Origin of the sequence: Sphingobium sp. B7D2B, from assembly GCF_025961895.1 — a bacterium.
In the GTDB taxonomy this organism is placed as follows: domain Bacteria; phylum Pseudomonadota; class Alphaproteobacteria; order Sphingomonadales; family Sphingomonadaceae; genus Sphingobium.
The window spans coordinates 2,398,336-2,415,251 of the sequence record NZ_JAOQOM010000001.1; the positions used below are offsets into that span (position 1 = coordinate 2,398,336).

At 65.0% G+C, this 16,916-nt stretch carries 13 protein-coding genes and 1 tRNA gene; 8 read left to right on the top strand and 6 right to left on the bottom strand.

What is annotated here, in order from left to right:
- Positions 1-31: 31 nt before the first annotated feature.
- Positions 32-805, bottom strand: coding sequence for an enoyl-CoA hydratase-related protein (locus M2341_RS11080; RefSeq protein ID WP_264585269.1), 774 nt, complete (start codon positions 803-805; stop codon positions 32-34).
- Between the two features lie 308 nt (positions 806-1,113).
- On the opposite strand from M2341_RS11080, the gene M2341_RS11085 reads away from it, so the two are divergent.
- Positions 1,114-2,505, top strand: a complete 1,392-nt coding sequence (locus M2341_RS11085) for a helix-turn-helix domain-containing protein (protein WP_264585270.1) — start codon at positions 1,114-1,116, stop codon at positions 2,503-2,505.
- Positions 2,506-2,526: 21 nt separating this feature from the next.
- Here the strand turns inward: M2341_RS11085 and gor are convergent, their stop codons facing one another.
- The gene (gene gor, locus M2341_RS11090) at positions 2,527-3,870 is read right to left on the bottom strand and encodes a glutathione-disulfide reductase (RefSeq protein WP_264585271.1); all 1,344 of its coding nucleotides are present in this window, start codon (positions 3,868-3,870) and stop codon (positions 2,527-2,529) included.
- Positions 3,871-4,119: 249 nt separating this feature from the next.
- Here gor and M2341_RS11095 point away from each other — a divergent pair, with 249 nt between their 5' ends.
- The 3 genes from M2341_RS11095 (at position 4,120) to mltG (ending at position 6,763) form a co-directional block, all read left to right on the top strand.
- Entirely contained in the window at positions 4,120-4,353 is a 234-nt protein-coding gene (locus M2341_RS11095; RefSeq protein WP_181559973.1) for an acyl carrier protein, read from the top strand.
- A gap of 170 nt (positions 4,354-4,523) precedes the next feature.
- A complete protein-coding gene (gene fabF, locus M2341_RS11100) occupies positions 4,524-5,783 on the top strand; it encodes a beta-ketoacyl-ACP synthase II (protein WP_264573090.1) in 1,260 nt (419 codons plus the stop codon).
- A gap of 8 nt (positions 5,784-5,791) precedes the next feature.
- Positions 5,792-6,763 carry an endolytic transglycosylase MltG gene (gene mltG / locus M2341_RS11105; protein ID WP_264585272.1) on the top strand — a complete coding sequence of 324 codons (972 nt, stop codon included), beginning with the start codon at positions 5,792-5,794 and terminating at the stop codon, positions 6,761-6,763.
- Between the two features lie 7 nt (positions 6,764-6,770).
- Here the strand turns inward: mltG and M2341_RS11110 are convergent, their stop codons facing one another.
- A complete protein-coding gene (locus M2341_RS11110; RefSeq protein ID WP_264585273.1) occupies positions 6,771-7,157 on the bottom strand; it encodes a sugar transporter in 387 nt (128 codons plus the stop codon).
- Positions 7,158-7,261: 104 nt separating this feature from the next.
- On the opposite strand from M2341_RS11110, the gene M2341_RS11115 reads away from it, so the two are divergent.
- Positions 7,262-7,789, top strand: a complete 528-nt coding sequence (locus M2341_RS11115; protein WP_264585274.1) for a 2'-5' RNA ligase family protein — start codon at positions 7,262-7,264, stop codon at positions 7,787-7,789.
- A gap of 77 nt (positions 7,790-7,866) precedes the next feature.
- Here the strand turns inward: M2341_RS11115 and M2341_RS11120 are convergent, their stop codons facing one another.
- On the bottom strand, positions 7,867-10,248 hold the full coding sequence (locus M2341_RS11120; protein ID WP_264585275.1) for a TonB-dependent receptor: 2,382 nt from the start codon (positions 10,246-10,248) through the stop codon (positions 7,867-7,869).
- 205 nt (positions 10,249-10,453) lie between these two features.
- On the opposite strand from M2341_RS11120, the gene M2341_RS11125 reads away from it, so the two are divergent.
- A complete protein-coding gene (locus M2341_RS11125) occupies positions 10,454-10,966 on the top strand; it encodes a MarR family winged helix-turn-helix transcriptional regulator (RefSeq protein ID WP_264585276.1) in 513 nt (170 codons plus the stop codon).
- On the opposite strand, the gene M2341_RS11130 is transcribed toward M2341_RS11125, so the two are convergent.
- Positions 10,963-12,195, bottom strand: a complete 1,233-nt coding sequence (locus M2341_RS11130) for an NAD(P)/FAD-dependent oxidoreductase (protein WP_264585277.1) — start codon at positions 12,193-12,195, stop codon at positions 10,963-10,965. The genes M2341_RS11125 and M2341_RS11130 overlap by 4 nt on opposite strands.
- Before the next feature lie 141 nt (positions 12,196-12,336).
- On the opposite strand from M2341_RS11130, the gene M2341_RS11135 reads away from it, so the two are divergent.
- Positions 12,337-12,413 (top strand) — tRNA-Met (locus M2341_RS11135).
- Between the two features lie 72 nt (positions 12,414-12,485).
- Here M2341_RS11135 and M2341_RS11140 read toward each other — a convergent pair.
- Entirely contained in the window at positions 12,486-13,601 is a 1,116-nt protein-coding gene (locus M2341_RS11140) for an NADH:flavin oxidoreductase (protein WP_264585278.1), read from the bottom strand.
- Between the two features lie 292 nt (positions 13,602-13,893).
- On the opposite strand from M2341_RS11140, the gene M2341_RS11145 reads away from it, so the two are divergent.
- Positions 13,894-16,848 carry a M16 family metallopeptidase gene (locus tag M2341_RS11145; protein WP_264585279.1) on the top strand — a complete coding sequence of 985 codons (2,955 nt, stop codon included), beginning with the start codon at positions 13,894-13,896 and terminating at the stop codon, positions 16,846-16,848.
- Positions 16,849-16,916 lie beyond the last annotated feature (68 nt).

The following is a 16,916-nucleotide window of genomic DNA, read 5'->3' on the forward strand; positions in this document are numbered from 1 at the left end:
CCGACGAGCCGAATTCCGTAGCGTTTCTCGCTCAATCCCCCTGGAAGCGCGGCACCCGCTTCTCCAGAAAGGCCGCGACGCCCTCCTGAAAATCCGCGCTGTGGCCGGCCGCTGCCTGATTGGCGGCTTCGATGCCCATCGTCTCCGACAGGCTGTGATTGAGTGCGGCAGCGACCTGCTTACGGATCATGCCGATGGCGCGGGTCGGCCCTTGCGCGAGTTTGAGAGCAAGACCGCGTGCGGTTTCGCCGAGCCTCTCGTCGTCGGTCACGCGGGCGACCAGTCCGGCGTCCTGCGCCTCCTGAGCGCTCATCGGCTCACCAAGAAGCGCCAGTTCGAGCGCCTTGGCGCGCCCGGCGCTCTTCGCGACCAGCCATGTCGCCCCGGCATCGGGCACGAGCCCGATATTGACGAAGCCAAGCTGCAGATAGGCAGAGCGCGCCATCACCACGATGTCGGCGGCCAGCGCCAAGGCGACGCCGGCGCCAACCGCCGGCCCGTTGATCGCGCTCACCACCGGGATATCGAGCCCGGCCAGCCGCAGGAACAGAGGATGGTAATAGGTCGCCAGGGTTTCCCCGAGATCGGCGCCGATGCCTTCGCTATCGGCCAGATCCGCGCCGGAGCAGAACGCCCTGCCCGTCCCGGTGATCAACACGGCCCGCGCACCTGCACGCGCGCCCTCATCGAGCTTGCGGGTCAGGTCTGCCAGCAGGCCGGTGGAAAGGGCATTGAGCCGCTCGGGGCGGTTAAGGGCAAGGGTCAGCACCCCATCGTCCAGCGTGGACAGCACGATCTCGCTCAATCGATCCTCCCTTGCGGCGCGGTTGCCGACCGCTGTTCTGACTGGGCGCAGGCTAGCATCGTACCCGCGCGCGGCAAGCGTCGCGCCAGAGCGAGTATGGATCGGCAAACACGAGCAGCAATTTGCGGAATTGCGAAATGAGCTGGTTCCGCTACGGTGCGGGCGTCTTGAAGGACGTCCTGGTTTATCGGCACAGGCGCTAACCCGCGGATGAAAAATTTGCGGATCGTGCCCACTGTCCCGGCCAGTGCGGCGATCCCTCACCCCGACTCGTACCCCGGAGACAGTCCTTGCCACGCGGAAACAGATTGTTCGTTGGCCAGAAAGTGCGCGACCTGCGTCTGCAGAGCCGGCTCGATCAAGCGGACATGGCCCGACTGCTGGGCATCTCCGTCTCTTATCTCTCGCAACTGGAGAATAACGACCGTCCCCTGACCGCACGGGTAAAGGCCGCGCTGGCGGCGGCCTTTCCGCTCGACTGGTCCGATTTCGACGCGCGGCCTGAGGAGCAGTTGCTCGGCGCCTTCAACTGGGCGCTTGCCAATCCGGGGTATCGCTCACCGCCCCCCGATCCCGAGCGGACTGAGCGGCTGCATGTTCAATACCCCGAATTTGCAGCGCGCTATGTCGAGTTACATCACGCGCTCCGACAGACCGAGGGTCGACTGGCCATGGCCGAACAGGCGCTCGGGAACGGCCTGCTGCCGGGCGCACGCGCGACCTTCGATCAGGTGAGCGATCGGCTGCGGCTGTTCGACAATTATTTCCACGATCTCGACACCGCCGCCGAGGATCTCGCCACGCAGCTCAGCATCGGCGCGCGCTCCGATGCGGAAGGCACCTTAGCGGCGCTCAGCGCGGCACTGCGCGACGAGCATGATTGCACCGTCAGTCGCGAACCACTCAAGACCACGCTGTTGCGCGCGCCCTCCCCCGATGGCCGGACCTTGCACGTCAATGATCGCCTGCCCGCCGCAAGCATCGCCTTCCAGCTCGCCAGTCATATCGTGCATTTGCGCGAGCTGGCCGATCCCACGATGCGCGCCGTCATCGCCCAGCATCCGGTCGGCGCGCCTGCCGATGCCCTGCTGCATCACGCGCTCGTCAATTATGGCGCTGCCGCCTTGCTCATGCCTTATGGCCTGTTCCGCGAGACGGCCCGGACGCTCCGCCATGATGTCGATGCGCTGGCGGACTGGTTCGGCGTAAGCATCGAGCAGGTCGCGCATCGCCTCGCCACGCTACAGCGACCGGGACAGCGCGGCATTCCCTTCTTCTTCTGTCGCATCGATCCGGCCGGCAACATCACCAAGCGGCACAGCGCGACGCGGCTCGACTTTGGTAGCTATGGCCCGCTCTGTCCCCGCTTGAGGCTGCACGAGGCGCCAACGCGGCCCGATTACAGCGGAGCGCAGCCCGCGGAAATGCCCGATGGCGTGCACTATATCCTGCTCGCCCGTGCCATCGCACGGCCGGACCGCCGCCATGCCATCGTGCTCGCCTGCGAACGCGATTATGCCGCCCATCTCGCCTGGGCGGACGGGCTGGACCTCGCCGATGATACCGCAGTCACCCCCATCGGGCCCGGGTGTCGCCTGTGCCCGCGCGAAGGCTGCCCCCAGCGCGCCTTCCCGCCCATCGACCGCCCCATCCATGTCGAGCGGGATGGCCGGCACGTCATTCCCTACAGCATCGGCTGAAGGGCGTGCCGGCCTGAACCTTCAGCGCATCAGCACCAGCTCTTCCGCCATGCTGGGGTGCAGCGCCACGGTGGCGTCGAAATCGTCCTTGGTCAGGCCCGCCTTCACCGCGATGGCCGCCGCCTGCAGGATCTCGGGCGCATCCGGGCCGATCATATGGATGCCGACCACCCGCCCGGTCGTTTCCTCGCAAATCAGCTTGTAGAGGCTGCGCTCGTTGCGATTGGCGAGCGTGTTCTTCATCGGCCGAAAATCGGACGTGTAGACCTTGACGGCACCCAGCGTGTTGCGTGCCTCGCCCTCGGTCATGCCGACCGCGCCGATCGGCGGATGGCTGAACACGGCGGAAGGAATGCAGCCATAATCCACCGTTCGCGGATTTCCGCCGAACACGGTGTCGGCAAAGGCATGGCCTTCACGGATCGCCACCGGGGTGAGTTGCACCCGGTCGGTCACGTCGCCCACCGCGTAAATGCTCTCGACATTGGTGCGGCTATACTCGTCGACTTTGATCGCGCCCTTCACCGTCTCCACGCCAACCTTGTCCAGGCCGAGCCCGTCGATCTTGGGATTGCGGCCGGTGGCGAACAGCACCAGATCGGTCTCGATGGGGTCGCCACCATCGATAAAGACCTTGAGCGAGCCATCCTCCTGCTTTTCGATCTTTTCGAGCGGCGCGTTGAACCGGAAGTTGATGCCCTTGGCCATGCTGATCTGCAGCAGGCGGTCGCGGATCTGCTCGTCATAGCCGCGCAGGATCTGGTCGCCACGCAGCACCACCGTCACCTGACAGGCGAACTCGTGAAAAATGCCGGCGAACTCGTTGGCAATATAGCCGCCGCCGAAGATCGCGACGCGCTTGGGCATCTTTTCAAGATGGAAAACCTCATTGGAGGTGATCCCCAGTTCCGCGCCGGGCGCATCGGGCACATTCGGCCAGGCGCCGACCGCGATGAGGATGACCTTGGCGGTCATCAGCTTGCCGCTGGCCAGCCGCACCTCATGCGGCCCCTCCACCGTTGCGCGCTCATGGAAGGTCGTCACCTTGTTATTGTCGAGTGTCTGCTGATAGAGCCCTTCGAGCCGGGAGACCTCGCCGATCACATTGTCGCGCAGGGTCGGCCAATCAAAGCTGCAATCAGAGACATTCCAGCCAAAACGCCGGGCATCCTTGATGTCCTCGGCAAAGTGGGCGCCGTAGACGAGCAGCTTCTTGGGCACGCAGCCCCGGATCACGCATGTTCCGCCGACCTTGTGCTCCTCCGCCACGGCGACCCTGGCGCCATGCGCGGCCGCAATGCGCGAAGCCCGCACGCCGCCCGACCCCGCACCGATTACGAACAGGTCAAAGTCATAGTCGCTCATCAGGAGAGATCCTCGGATTATCTTGATCGTGTCCGCGCATATGGGCGTGAGCGCACCGCGCGCAAAGCAATTTTGCGAGGGGCGCCACCAGATTCGCTACGTCTTCCGGCGCCGCGCAACGCTGTGAGTGGACGGAAAGGCGCCGCGCACGGGGCAATTGCGCCCGCTATCGCTAGCCTCTTGTCACGCCCGGCCCTAGGCTCTAGGGCATCTCCAGATTGAAGACCAAAGTAAAGCAAAGGACCTCTCATGAGTGAGACCGCGGATCGCGTGAAGAAGATCGTCGTCGAGCACCTCGGCGTCGAGGCGGACAAGGTGACCGAAGACGCGAGCTTCATCGACGATCTGGGCGCTGACAGCCTCGACATCGTCGAGCTCGTCATGGCTTTTGAGGAAGAGTTCGGCGTCGAAATCCCCGACGATGCTGCCGAGAAGATCGCCACCGTCAAGGACGCGATCGATTTCATCGACGGCAAGCAGTAAGATAGCGGGAGCCCGGTTCGCGGCCTCGTCGCGGACATGCACCGGCCAGTGAATACACATGGATACGGCTCTCCGGTTGCGGGTTTGACTCGCCATGGGAGGGCCGTTCGTGTTTGATCAGCGCCTGGCGTTCCGGGCAACTGGCCGGGTGACTGGATCAGGAGAGTGAAATGCGTCGTGTCGTCGTAACAGGTCTCGGCATGGTTTCGCCCCTTGGCGGCGACGTGGAGACAAGCTGGAAGAACATCATTGCCGGCCGGTCGGGCGCGGAAACGATTACCCGTTTCGACGCGACCGATTTCCACACCAATTACGCCTGCGAAGTGAAGGCACCGGATCATGAATTCGGCTTCGACCCCAACAAGCGCGTGGACCACAAGGTCCAGCGTCAGGTCGATCCGTTCATCGTCTACGGCATCGACGCGGCCGGCCAGGCCATAGAAGATGCCGGCCTGACCGAGATGAGCGAAGCCGAGCGGCTGCGCACCGGCTGTTCGATCGGCTCGGGCATCGGCGGCCTGCCAGGCATCGAGAGCGAATCGCTGGTGCTGGAGCATAAGGGCCCCAAGCGGGTCTCCCCGCACTTCGTCCACGGTCGCCTGATCAACCTGATCTCCGGTCAGGTCTCGATCAAATATGGCCTGATGGGCCCTAATCACGCCGTCGTTACGGCCTGCGCGACGGGCGTTCACTCGATCGGCGACGCGGCGCGGATGATCGCGCTCGACGATGCCGATGTGATGCTCGCCGGCGGCGCGGAAAGCGCCATCTGCCCGATCGGCATTGCCGGCTTCGGTCAGGCGCGTGCCCTTTCGACCGAATTTCGTGACGAACCCTGGCGTGCCAGCCGCCCGTGGGATCAGGCGCGTGATGGCTTCGTCATGGGCGAAGGTGCCGGCGTGGTCGTGCTCGAAGAATATGAGCACGCCAAGGCGCGCGGCGCGAAGATCTATGCCGAAATCCTAGGCTACGGCCTCTCGGGCGATGCCTATCACGTGACGGCACCCCATCCGGAAGGCTCTGGCGCCTATCGCGCGATGGAAATGGCCATGCGCCGGTCCGGGCTTTCGCTCGCCGACATCGATTATGTGAACGCCCATGGCACCTCCACCCCGCTCGGCGACGAGCTGGAGCTGGGCGCGGTGCGGCGGCTGTTCGGCCCGGCGCTGGAGACCATGTCGATGTCGTCCACCAAATCGGCCATCGGCCATCTGCTCGGCGGTGCCGGCGCCGTCGAGACGATCTTCTGCATCCTCGCCATGCGTGACCAGATCGTGCCGCCCACGCTCAACCTGGATGATCCCAGCGACAGTTGCCAGGGCGTCGATCTCGTTCCGCACACGGCAAAGCAGCGGAAGGTCAAGGCCGTGCTCAACAACAGCTTCGGCTTTGGCGGCACCAACGCCAGCCTTGTGCTCAAGGCTCTCTGACGGCTGCAATGCGCCGCATCGTCCTCACGGTCGCTGCTCTGCTGCTGGCCGGACTGGCCGTTGCGGCGCTTCTCTTCGTCCATGGCTGGTCGAGGCCCGGCCCGCTTGAGGCCGACGCGACGATCATCGTTCCCGAGGGCGCGACGCTGCGCAAGGCGGCCGATGAGCTGGAGGCGCAAGGCGCCGTCGGCTCCGCCACCGCCTTCCTTGCCCGCGCGCGGGTGCTGGGCGGCGATGGATCGATCAAGGCGGGCGAATATCGCATTCCCCGGCGGGCGAGCAGCGCCGACATTCTGGGCATTCTCCAGAGCGGCAAGACCCTCGTCCACCTCGTCACCATCCCAGAGGGCATGCCCTCCATCCTCGTGCATGAGCGGCTGATGGCTAATGCCGAGCTGATCGGAGACATTCCCGTGCCCGAAGAAGGCTCGGTGATGCCGGACAGCTATGGCTATCAGAAGGGCGAGACCCGCGCGGCAGTGCTCGGCCGGATGCAGGCCGCGATGACGAGCTTCATTGCCGCGCAGTGGCCCAAGCGCTCGGCTGCAACGCCAGTCAAGACACCTGAGCAGGCACTCACCCTTGCCAGCATCGTGGAGAAGGAAACCTCCATCCCCGCCGAGCGGCCGACGGTCGCAGGCGTGTACGCCAATCGCCTGCGCGAGGGCATGATGCTGCAGGCTGACCCGACGATCATCTACCCGATCACCAAGGGCAAGCCGCTTGGGCGCCGCATCCTCCAGTCGGAGATTCGCGCGGTGAACGACTACAATACCTACGCAATGACCGGCCTGCCCAAGGGGCCGATCGCGAACCCCGGACGCAGTTCTATCGAGGCCGTGCTGCGGCCGGCGGCAACGAACGCGCGCTACTTCGTCGCGGATGGCAAGGGCGGGCATATCTTCGCCGAGACGTTGGCCGAGCATAATGCGAACGTGCGCAAATGGTACGATATCCGCCGTCAACGCGGCGAAATGTGAGCCTTGCTCAGCGCAGCAGGCCTCTGCCGCGCAATCGAAGTGCATAGCCCAGTTGCAGCAGCGCGATCAGCACGATCAACGCGGGGAACAGCGCCGCGCTCACGCCTTTGATCGCGAGCAGATCGGTGCCGAGGAAGGAATAGCCGAACTGGATCAGTATGGCGATCAGCGCGAGGAGCGAGAACCAGACGGCGGCGGCGCGTCGTGCCAGCAAGGCGATGGCACCGACGAGCGCGGATGCAACGGCCACGCCATAGCTCAGCCAGGCCCAGCGCGGCATGTTCGCCCAGATTTCCGCCTGATAAGGATCGGCCATGGCCAGTTCTTCAAGATTGGCGGTCGACTGGACGATGAAGGCGGCGATGCCGATCAGGCTCCATATCAGAAAAAGCATGGCCGGAATCCGGGCCGATTTTCCGCTGCTCTGATCGTCTCCGCCTGTCATCCCACACCCCCTCCGCATGCCTTGTTGCGCGGCTATCCTAGCCCGGCAGTGACATGACGCAAAGCACCCTTGAACCACCGCGCGGCCCCCTCATTATCACCGCCCAGTTGAAGGATGCCGATCAGGCCTGGGCCGACAGGCTGCGTCAGGCGCATTATCCCGCCGCGCGCAATCAGGTGCCCCCCCACATCACCTTGTTCCACCATCTCCCGCCATCCCTGCATACGGAACTGCGGACGATGCTGAAGGGACTGGTCGATCGTCCCGCGCCCTCGGCCAGTCTGGGTGAGCCGTTCGGGTCTGGCGGCCTTGTCGCACTGGCAGTGGAAAGCGCCGGCCTTCTCGAGATGCGCGCCGCGATCGCCGAGCGGTTCGCGCGGCACCTCATTCCGCAAGATCGCGCACTCAACCGTCTGCACATCACGGTCCAAAACAAGGTCGCCCCGTCTGTGGCGAAGGAAACGCTGGCGCTGTTGCGGACGCAGCACCGCCCCGCCCCTCTCGGCATCGCTGGCCTTGCGGTATGGGTTTATGAAGGCGGGCCGTGGTCGCCGCTGAGCCAGCACCGCTTTCGCCGCTGAGCGCCAAACGAAACGGCCCGCTTCACGAGGAAGCAGGCCGCTGCATCAGCCGGGACTTGCCGGCCGTTTTGTGACAATCAGAACGAGATCGACGCTTGCACGTACCAGCTCCGCGGACGGGCATAGATCTTCTCGGCATAGCCAAGCGTGCCGAGCGACGCATTGCCCTGCACCAGATACAGCTCGTCGAACAGGTTCTGCACGCCACCGGTCAGCTTCCATCCGGTCGCCTTGTTGGCGAGCGTGACGGATGCATTGCCGACGAAATAGCCATCCTGCTCGATCTCCGGCACGCTGCCGGTGATGAACTTGATGCTGGCGCTGTAATTGCCGTCGAAGCGCGGTGTCAGCGTCACGTCGTCATTGAGCGGGATCTCATAGCCGATGCCGAAATTGCCCTGGAACGAAGGCGTGAACGGCAGGTCGTCGCCCGGCTGCACCGTCGCCGTCGCGCCCGGAACAGGCGTGATGCTCAGGATCTCATCGTTGAGCGTGCTCGCCGCAATGTCGATCCGCAGGCCGTAAGCGCGCGGATGATAGCTCAGCTCGCCTTCAAGCCCGCGAATACGCGCCTTGCCGCCGTTGAACAGCAGCGGCACGACACCCTGACGGAAGATCAGCTGGATATTGCTGTAATCCGCCTGGAAAGCCGCCGCGTTGAAGCGGAAATCGCCGAAATCGAACTTGGCGCCGATCTCGTAGCTATCCACCTTCTCCTCGTCGAACGGCGTCGGCACATTGCCCGGAGGCGCCGCATTGTAGCGGGTGTTGAAGCCGCCCGATTTGAAGCTGCGCGAGTAGGAAATGTAGGTGCTGACATTGCGCGTCCACGAATAGCGCACGCTCGCCGAGCCGGTCAGCGCAGAGAAGCTCTGCGAATAGGGGCCCGGATAGATGAACAGCGGGCCACCCTGCGGGATCGCCAGCGTCGGCAGCGGATCCGGGTCCGGCAGCGTGGCTGGGAACAGGTTGAACACGATGCCGTGATATTTCTTCTTGTCCCGCGTGTAGCGCAGACCGCCAGAAATCTCGAGATTCTGGATCGGCTTGACCGAAAGCTCGCCGAATACCGCGATGGAATCCGTTTCCAGATCAGAAACCTGCAGGTCGCGCGAGCCGGGGCCGCCTGCCAGCAGGGACCCGATGACCGGCGGCGACGGCGGGAAGGCCAGCGGCACGGTCGCCCGCTCGTTGGTCTTCTCATTGAAGTAATAGCCACCGATGATGCCGTTGAGCACCGGCGATTCATACTGCAGCTGGAGTTCCTGGCTATACTGGTCGGACTGCGAGCCCACATCCGTGGTGATCAGCAGCAGCGGGGTATTGTCCGCATCGCGCACGCCGCGTGACTGGGTGGAGCGATAGGCGCTGATCGACTTGAGCAGGACATTGGAGGTCACATTCGCGGTGACCGTGCCCGAGACGCCCCAGACTTCCGAAGTACTCAGCACCGGGGCCGTGCCGCCATTGACGAACGGGCCCTTGTCCTGGAAATTGTTGGCGCAGCGAGCATCGTTGATCTGCGGCACGTTCGGCGCACCGAAGCGCGGATCGCCCGGCGTGAGCGGCGCGAACGGGATGGTCGCGCCGGGGCAGCCGGCCGCCACGCTTGCGATCGCCGCGACCGGTGCGTTCCGGTTCACGCCGGCGAAGACGAACGGCGCACCGTTCTCGTCCCGCTTGGTGTAGTCACCGCGGATGTTCACCTTGATGTCCGGGCTGGCTTCCCAATAGAGCGCGCCATTCAGCGTCGCGCTATCGTCATTGCCGAGATCAATGCCATCATATTCGCGGATCACATAGCCATCGCGCTTGCGGAAACCGCCCGAGACGCGCGCCGCCAATGTGTCGCCCAGCGGAATGTTGAGGGCGGCAAAGCCTTCCATCAGACTGTCCGAGCCAAGGCGCAGACGCACATCCGCGCCGAACCGGCCCAGCTCCGGCTGTTTGGTGCGCACGAGAATGGCGCCGCCAATCGTGTTGCGACCAAAGAGCGTGCCCTGCGGGCCGCGCAGCACTTCAACGCCGGCGATATCGCCGAAGTCGATGGCGCCACCGACAGCGCGGCCGACATAGACTTCATCCAGATAGATGCCCACGCCCGGATCGACCGCCGCTGTGGGATCCAGCTGGCCGATGCCGCGGATGAACACCACCGTCGCGGCGGAGTTGCCGGAGAGCTGGCCGGCTGTCTTGAACTGGAGGTTGGGTGTGATCGTCTCGAGATCGGACGTCTGGTTGATCTGGCGATCTTCGAGCACCTGCGCATCGAAGGCGGAGATCGCGACAGGCGTATCCTGCAGGGATTCGGCCCGGCGACGCGCGGTCACGATGATCGTGCCGGCTTCCGATTCCGTATCCATCGCCTGGGGCGTCTGGGTCGCGGCCGTATCCTGGGCCAAGAGCGGCGTGGAGATCAGCGCGCCGAGCGCTGCGCCAATGAGAAATGGGGCTTTCATGATATCCTCCCTGTGGTTTCTTGGCCGGCGCAGCGATGCCGCGCGTGCCCCGCAGGGCATTGACCTGGCCGGGAAAATAAGCCCACCATGCGCAACTAGCAATGCGACATAACAATCAGTGCGGGGCTGTGATATACGCGCAACACACCGTTAGCTGGGAAATGATTTTCGGGCGGCAACCCTCAGCCATGAGGGGACCGCAAGCATGAGGAGGGGAGCCATAGACCAATCTGCCGAACCATCCGATGCTCTCTCGCTCGGTCTTCTGGGCGATCTGGCCGGCTATCATCTTCGCCGCGCCTTCGCGGTAATGTCTGCCGACTTCTCCCGCACCTTTGCCGATAGCGACATGCGGCAAGTGCTCTTTGCTGTGTTGTCGGTCGTCTCCGCCAATCCCGGCATCAGCCAGGGCCGGGTGGGCACAGCGCTCGGCATCAAGCGCACCAATATGGTGACGCTGGTCAATCAGCTCGTCGCGCTCGATTTCGTGACGCGCCGGCCTTCGACCTCGGACCGCAGGGCGTTTTCCCTCACGCTGACGGACAAGGGCGCCGCCGCCTTCACCCAGGCCGCCGCACGCATCCACCGCCACGAAACCCAGCTTCTGGCGCATCTCGATACACAGGAGCAACAGCTGCTGATCGATCTGCTGCGCAAGATCAGGCCGGTGGGCACCGAGGGCTTGTCCCCCTCGGACGCGCCCGACCTCAGCCGCTAGGCGACGCCGACCTCTTTCAACGGAATTTCGCCATCTGCCAGTTGCGCCCGGTCCAGGCGGCTCCCCGCGACGACATGGGCGCGGCCCTGCACATAATCCTTGGTGCGGTTGACGCAGTCGAGCGCAATGACATGCCCCTGCCGCAGATAGACGACCGAGAAGCTGCGCGAAGCCGGATCGCCGCGCACGATGCACTCGTCGAAATCCAGCGACAGGCCGATGGTCTGCAAGCGCAGATCATATTGGTTGGACCAGAACCACGGCACCGCCTCATAAGGGGCGGGGTTGCCCATGATATGCTGCACGGCCGTGCGCGCCTGATCATTGGCGTTCTGCACCGATTCGAGCCGCATCCGGCGCCCCGCCGCAAAGCGGTTCTCATGCGCGGCGCAATCACCGATCGCGTAGACGTCGGGCAGCGAGGTCTCGCAATATTGATCGACATCCACGCCGTTGCCGCCGCTCGCCCCCGCGAGAATCAGCGGCCCGGTCTCCGGCACGATGCCGATACCGACAATCACCGCATCTGCCGGGATCACCTCGCCATCGGCCAGCCGGACACCGGTGGCCTGCCCCTGATCACCGGTCTCGATGGCATCCACCGAGGCCGAGAGGCGCACGTCCACGCCATGGGCGCGATGTTCCTGCGCAAAGAAATCGGACAGTTCCGGCCCTGCAACGCGAGCCAGCAGGCGCTCCTGCGCCTCCAGAAGCGTCACCTGCTTGCCGAGCTTGCTCAGCACCGCAGCCGCCTCAAGGCCGATATAGCCGCCGCCGACGATGGCGAACCGCTCCGCCGTGGGCAGGATGGCCATCAACCCATCGACATCGGCGCGCGATCGCACGGTGAACAGGCCGCTCGCCGTCGAGCCCGGACAGGACAGACGCCGTGCCGAGCCACCACCCGCCCAGATCAGCTTGCCATAGGAAAATTCCGTGCCCTTGGCCGTGACCACCTGATGCGCGACCGGATCGATCGTCTTGACCCGCTCCCCGAGGAACAGCGAAATCGCCTGATCCGTCCAGAAGTTGCCCGGGCGCAGCAGGATGCGCTCGAAGGTCTTTTCGCCGGCCAGATAGTCCTTGGACAGCGGCGGACGCTCGTAAGGAAATTCCGGCTCATCGCCGATCAGGCCCACGGACCCCTCATATTTGAGCTGGCGAAGCAGGATCGCCGCCTGCGCACCGGCATGGCCTCCCCCCACGATCAAGCAGTCGAAATGCTGCACGTCATCTCCCCAATGCAAATTACCCCGCGGCCTTGCCAGAGAAACGAAGGTGCCGCAATCGAACGGTCAACCATTGACCATCCGATTTCGCCTGCGTATAGCGCGCCGGCCTGACGCCGCAAGGCGGCAGCAAGCCCTTGGGGCGGAGTAGCTCAGCCGGTTAGAGCAGCGGAATCATAATCCGCGTGTCGGGGGTTCGAGTCCCTCCTCCGCTACCATCCTTCCAGCAACGTAGATCGCAACGCCGAGGCTGGAAGAGCGCGCCGTAGACGTGGCGCGCCCTCCCCTGCTCAGACGAGTTCCTGAAGGTCTGCCGGGCTGAAGCCCTTGAGGTCGCTCCACGCCTGCTGCTGCACTTTGCGGGGCCATTGCGGATCGCTGATCAGCGCGCGGCCGACGGCGATGAGGTCGAATTCGTCGCGCTCCATCCGCTCGATGAGGCGATTGAGCTCCACGCTTGTCGAGCTTTCACCGCCGAAAGCCGCCAGAAACTCGCCCGAGAGGCCGACGGACCCGACGCTGATCGTCGGCGCGCCGGTTAGCTTCTTGGCCCAGCCAGCAAAATTGAGGCCGGCCTCGCCGTCGATCTCCGGGAATTCAGGCTCCCAGAAGCGGCGCTGCGAGCAGTGGAGGATATCGACGCCGGCATCCACCAGCGGCTGCAGCCAGTCCTCCATCTCGGCAGGCGTCGCGGCCAGCCGGGCGGAATAATCCTGCTGCTTCCACTGGCTGACGCGCAGGATCACCGGGAAATCTGGCCCGACGGCCGCGCGAATGGCGGCGACGACCTCACCGGCAAAGCGCGCCCGCTCGCGGATGGTAGATCCGCCATATCGATCCTCGCGAACATTGGTACCAGACCAGAAGAACTGATCGATCAGATAGCCATGGGCGCCGTGGATCTCGATGGTGTCGAAGCCGAGGCGCTTGGCGTCGGCGGCTGCCTTGGCGAAGGCCGCCACGGTATCGGCGATATCCTCTTCGGTCATCGCGACGCCGCGCGGTTCGCCGGGGGCGAGCAGACCGGAGGGGCTTTCAACCGGCGCGTCCGGCTCCCAGCCGCTACCGGTGCGAGTCGAGCCGGTGTGCCAGAGCTGCGGCCCCATTCGCCCGCCGGCGGCATGGACCGCCTCGATCACTCCCGCCCAGCCGGCCAGCGCCGCCTCGCCATGGAAGAACGGAATGCCCGGATCGTTGCGCGAGGCTGGCCGGTCGATCACCGTGCCTTCCGAGAGAATGAGCCCTGCCCCGCCCTCGGCCCGTCGCCGGTAATAGTCCGCGTTGGGCTGGCCGGGGATGCCGCCAGGCGCCTTCGCCCGCGTCATCGGCGCCATCACGATGCGATTGGGGAGGGAGAGCGATTTGAACTTAAAAGGCCGAAAAAGTACGTCGCCAATGCCAGGCATAGCCGGTAACTCCAGGGTTCAGAGTGGGTCGTCGGCTTGGTAGATAGGCGCGCGACGCCAAATGCCAAATGTCGGAGAGGATTTGCGGGCAGCGACCTTTCCGGCTGTTCGCCGCAAGCGCGGTCATCTGGCGTTCAGGCTGGGATGCGATACCTGCGGCGTGCCGACCGACCGCCTGTACGCGCAACCAACCCGCGCGCTCATCTTCCGCGAAGGCCGGCATTCCTCCCCCGACCATCATTGCCCTGAGTTTCAGGGTGACCCCGCACGCAATGGGCAATAGACTGGCATCATGACCTTTTCCGATATCTTCCGGCCCATCGTTTCCGCGACCGTTGTCCTCGGCCTGATCGCTTCGGCGCCACTGGCCGCACAGGGCGAGGTGCCCGGCCTTCTCCAGCCGCAATCCAAGGCGGGCGAGCCGACGCTCAAGCCCACCGTTCCGGCCGAGCGCCCGTGGCTCTACGAGAAGAGCGACGTGCCCATCGACCCGGCATGGCAGTTCGGCGTGCTGGACAACGGCCTGCGCTATGCGGTCCGCCGCAACGATGTGCCGGCCGGACAGGTATCGATCCGCGTGCGGGTGGATGTCGGCTCGCTGATGGAAGAGCCTGCCGAAGCCGGCTTTGCGCACTTCATCGAGCATCTCTCCTTCCGCGGATCGCGCGATGTGCCCGATGGCGAATCGAAGCGGATCTGGCAGCGGCTGGGCGCCGAGTTCGGCAGCGACAGCAATGCGCAGACCACGCCAACCGGCACCACCTACGCGCTCGATCTGCCGCGCGCGACGAACGAAGGCATTGACGAGAGCCTGCGCATTCTCGCCGGGATGATGCAGCAGCCCAACATCAGCAAGGCGCCCGTGGAGGCCGAACGCGCGGTCATCCTCGCCGAGCGGCGCGAGAGCCTTGGCCCCGGCGCCCGGCTGGGAGACGAGATCCGCGCCTTCTATTTCGCCGGCCAGCGCCTCGCCAGCCACAGCCCCATCGGCACCGAGCAGACGCTGCTCAAGGCGACGCCGCAGGCCCTGCGTGCCTTCCACGACCGCTGGTATCGCCCCGACCGCACCGTGATCGCCATTTCCGGGTCCATGGAGCCGGCCGCGCTCGAAGCGATGGTCCGCGCGCATTTCTCCGGCTGGAAGGCCAAGGGCCGCGCGACGCCGCTGCCCGACTTCGGCGAGCCCGATCCCTCCGCCCCGGCCACCAAGGTGATCGTCGAGCCGAGCGTGCCCTATAGCGTGGGCCTCGCTTATCTGCGGCCATGGGTGTTCAACGAGGATACGATCATCTTCAACCAGATGCGGCTGGCCGACATGGTCGCGCTGGAGCTGATCAATCGGCGCCTCGAAGCCGTGGCCAGCGACGGTGCCTCATTCGTGCAGGCCAATGTGTCGCTGGATAACAGCATGCGCTCGGCCAATGCGACCTATGTGACCATCGTGCCCAATGGCAGCGACTGGGAGAAGGCGCTGCAGGAAGTGCGCGCGATCATCGAGGATGCCCGCCGGGTCGCCCCCAGCCAGGTCGATATCGACCGCGAGTTTCAGGGCATGGAAGCCGGCTTTGCCGCGCTGGTGGCCAGTGCCGCCATTGAGGGTAGTCCCCAGCAAGTCGAGAGCATCGTGCAGGCGGTGGATATTCGCGAGACGGTCGTCTCGCCGCAGGACCAGCTCGCCATCTACCAGTCCTCCAAGAAATATATGACGCCCGAGCAACTGCTCGCGGCGACCAACCGGCTGTTCTCCGCTACGGTGGAACGCGCCCTGCTCAGCCTGCGCGCGCCGCAGGACAATGCCGAACAGCGCCTGCAGACTGCCTTCAGCGCGCAGGTCGAGCCCAATTCCCGCGCGCGCCTGAGCGATTCGCGGGTGACCATGGCCGCGCTGCCCAAGCTGCCCGCGCCGGGCAAGGTGGCCTCGCGCACTGACCTGGGCGTACTGGGCATCCAGAACGTCACGTTCGAGAATGGCGTTCGCTTACTGGTCGCCGGCAATCAGGCCGAACCGGGCAAAGTGCATATCAATGTGCGCTGGGGCCATGGCCGCCAGAGCTTCGCGCCGGACGAGCGCGCCGCCTTGTGGGCGGTGCCCTATGCGCTCACCGCCAGCGGCATCGGCGACCTCGGCCAGCGAGAGCTGAACGATCTAATGAGCGGCCGCCGCCTGTCGCTGAACTTCGGCATTGATGACGATGCGTTCACGCTCAGCGGCACGAGCAGCCCGCAGGATTATCCCGATCAGCTGCGCCTGTTCGCCTCCAAGCTGGCTTTCCCCCGCTGGGACGAGGCACCGCTGCGCCGCTCCATGGCAATGCTAGAGGCCAGCTATGATCCGGTGCCGGCCTCCGCTGCGGAAGCCATTGGCCGCGATCTTGAATGGATGCTGCGGGACAAGGATGCCCGCTTCAGCCCGGCCTCTCCGGATGATCGCACGGCGTTGACGCTGGATGCCTTCCGCAAGGTTTGGGCGCCCCGCCTCGCCAACGGCCCCATTGAAATCCAGGTGTTCGGCGATCTCGATGTCGAGCAGGCGATTGCCGCTGTGGCCGCCAGCTTCGGCGCTCTGCCCAAACGCGCCGATGCGCCGCCGCCGGCCCGTAACCTCGCGCTCAACTTCCCCGCTCATGTGGCGACCCCGGTTCGCATCGTCCATGACGGGCCGGACGAACAGGCCGCCGCGATCATCGCCTGGCCGACCGGCAGTGGCGTCGCCGACATTCGCGAGAGCCGCCAGCTTGAGATGTTGGCCCGCATCATCACCGACCGGCTGTTCGAGCGGCTGCGCTCCATCGACGGTGCGGCCTACACGCCCAGCGCATCCAGCAACTGGCCCGAACGGATGAACGGCGGTGGCTTCCTGGTCGTGCAGACCCAGCTGAAGCCCGAGCGCATCCCTTATTTCTATCAGCTCGTGGATGAACTGGTGCGCGATCTGACCACCAATCCGGTGACGGAGGATGAACTCAATCGACAGATCGCGCCGGTGCGTCAATTGTTGACGCGCGCGGCCTACAGCAATGCCTTCTGGATGGACCAGTTGCAGGGCTTCTCCCGCGACGAGAACCAGCTTGGCTATGCGCGCGCCCTTGGACGCGACCTCACCAGCATCACGCCGGCCGACCTGCAGGCGCTCGCTGCCCGCTATCTCGTGCCGGAGAAAAGCTGGTCCGCGGTGGTTCTGCCCGAGAGCGCGCCGGCCCCGGCGCTCGGCACATCGGCCGGATCGGCATCCGCTCCGACGCGCTAGGCGCCAACTCGCCCCTTGCACGAGCGCCGGTGACGGCCCAAATGGGAGCCAGTCGCATCCTTGGCCGG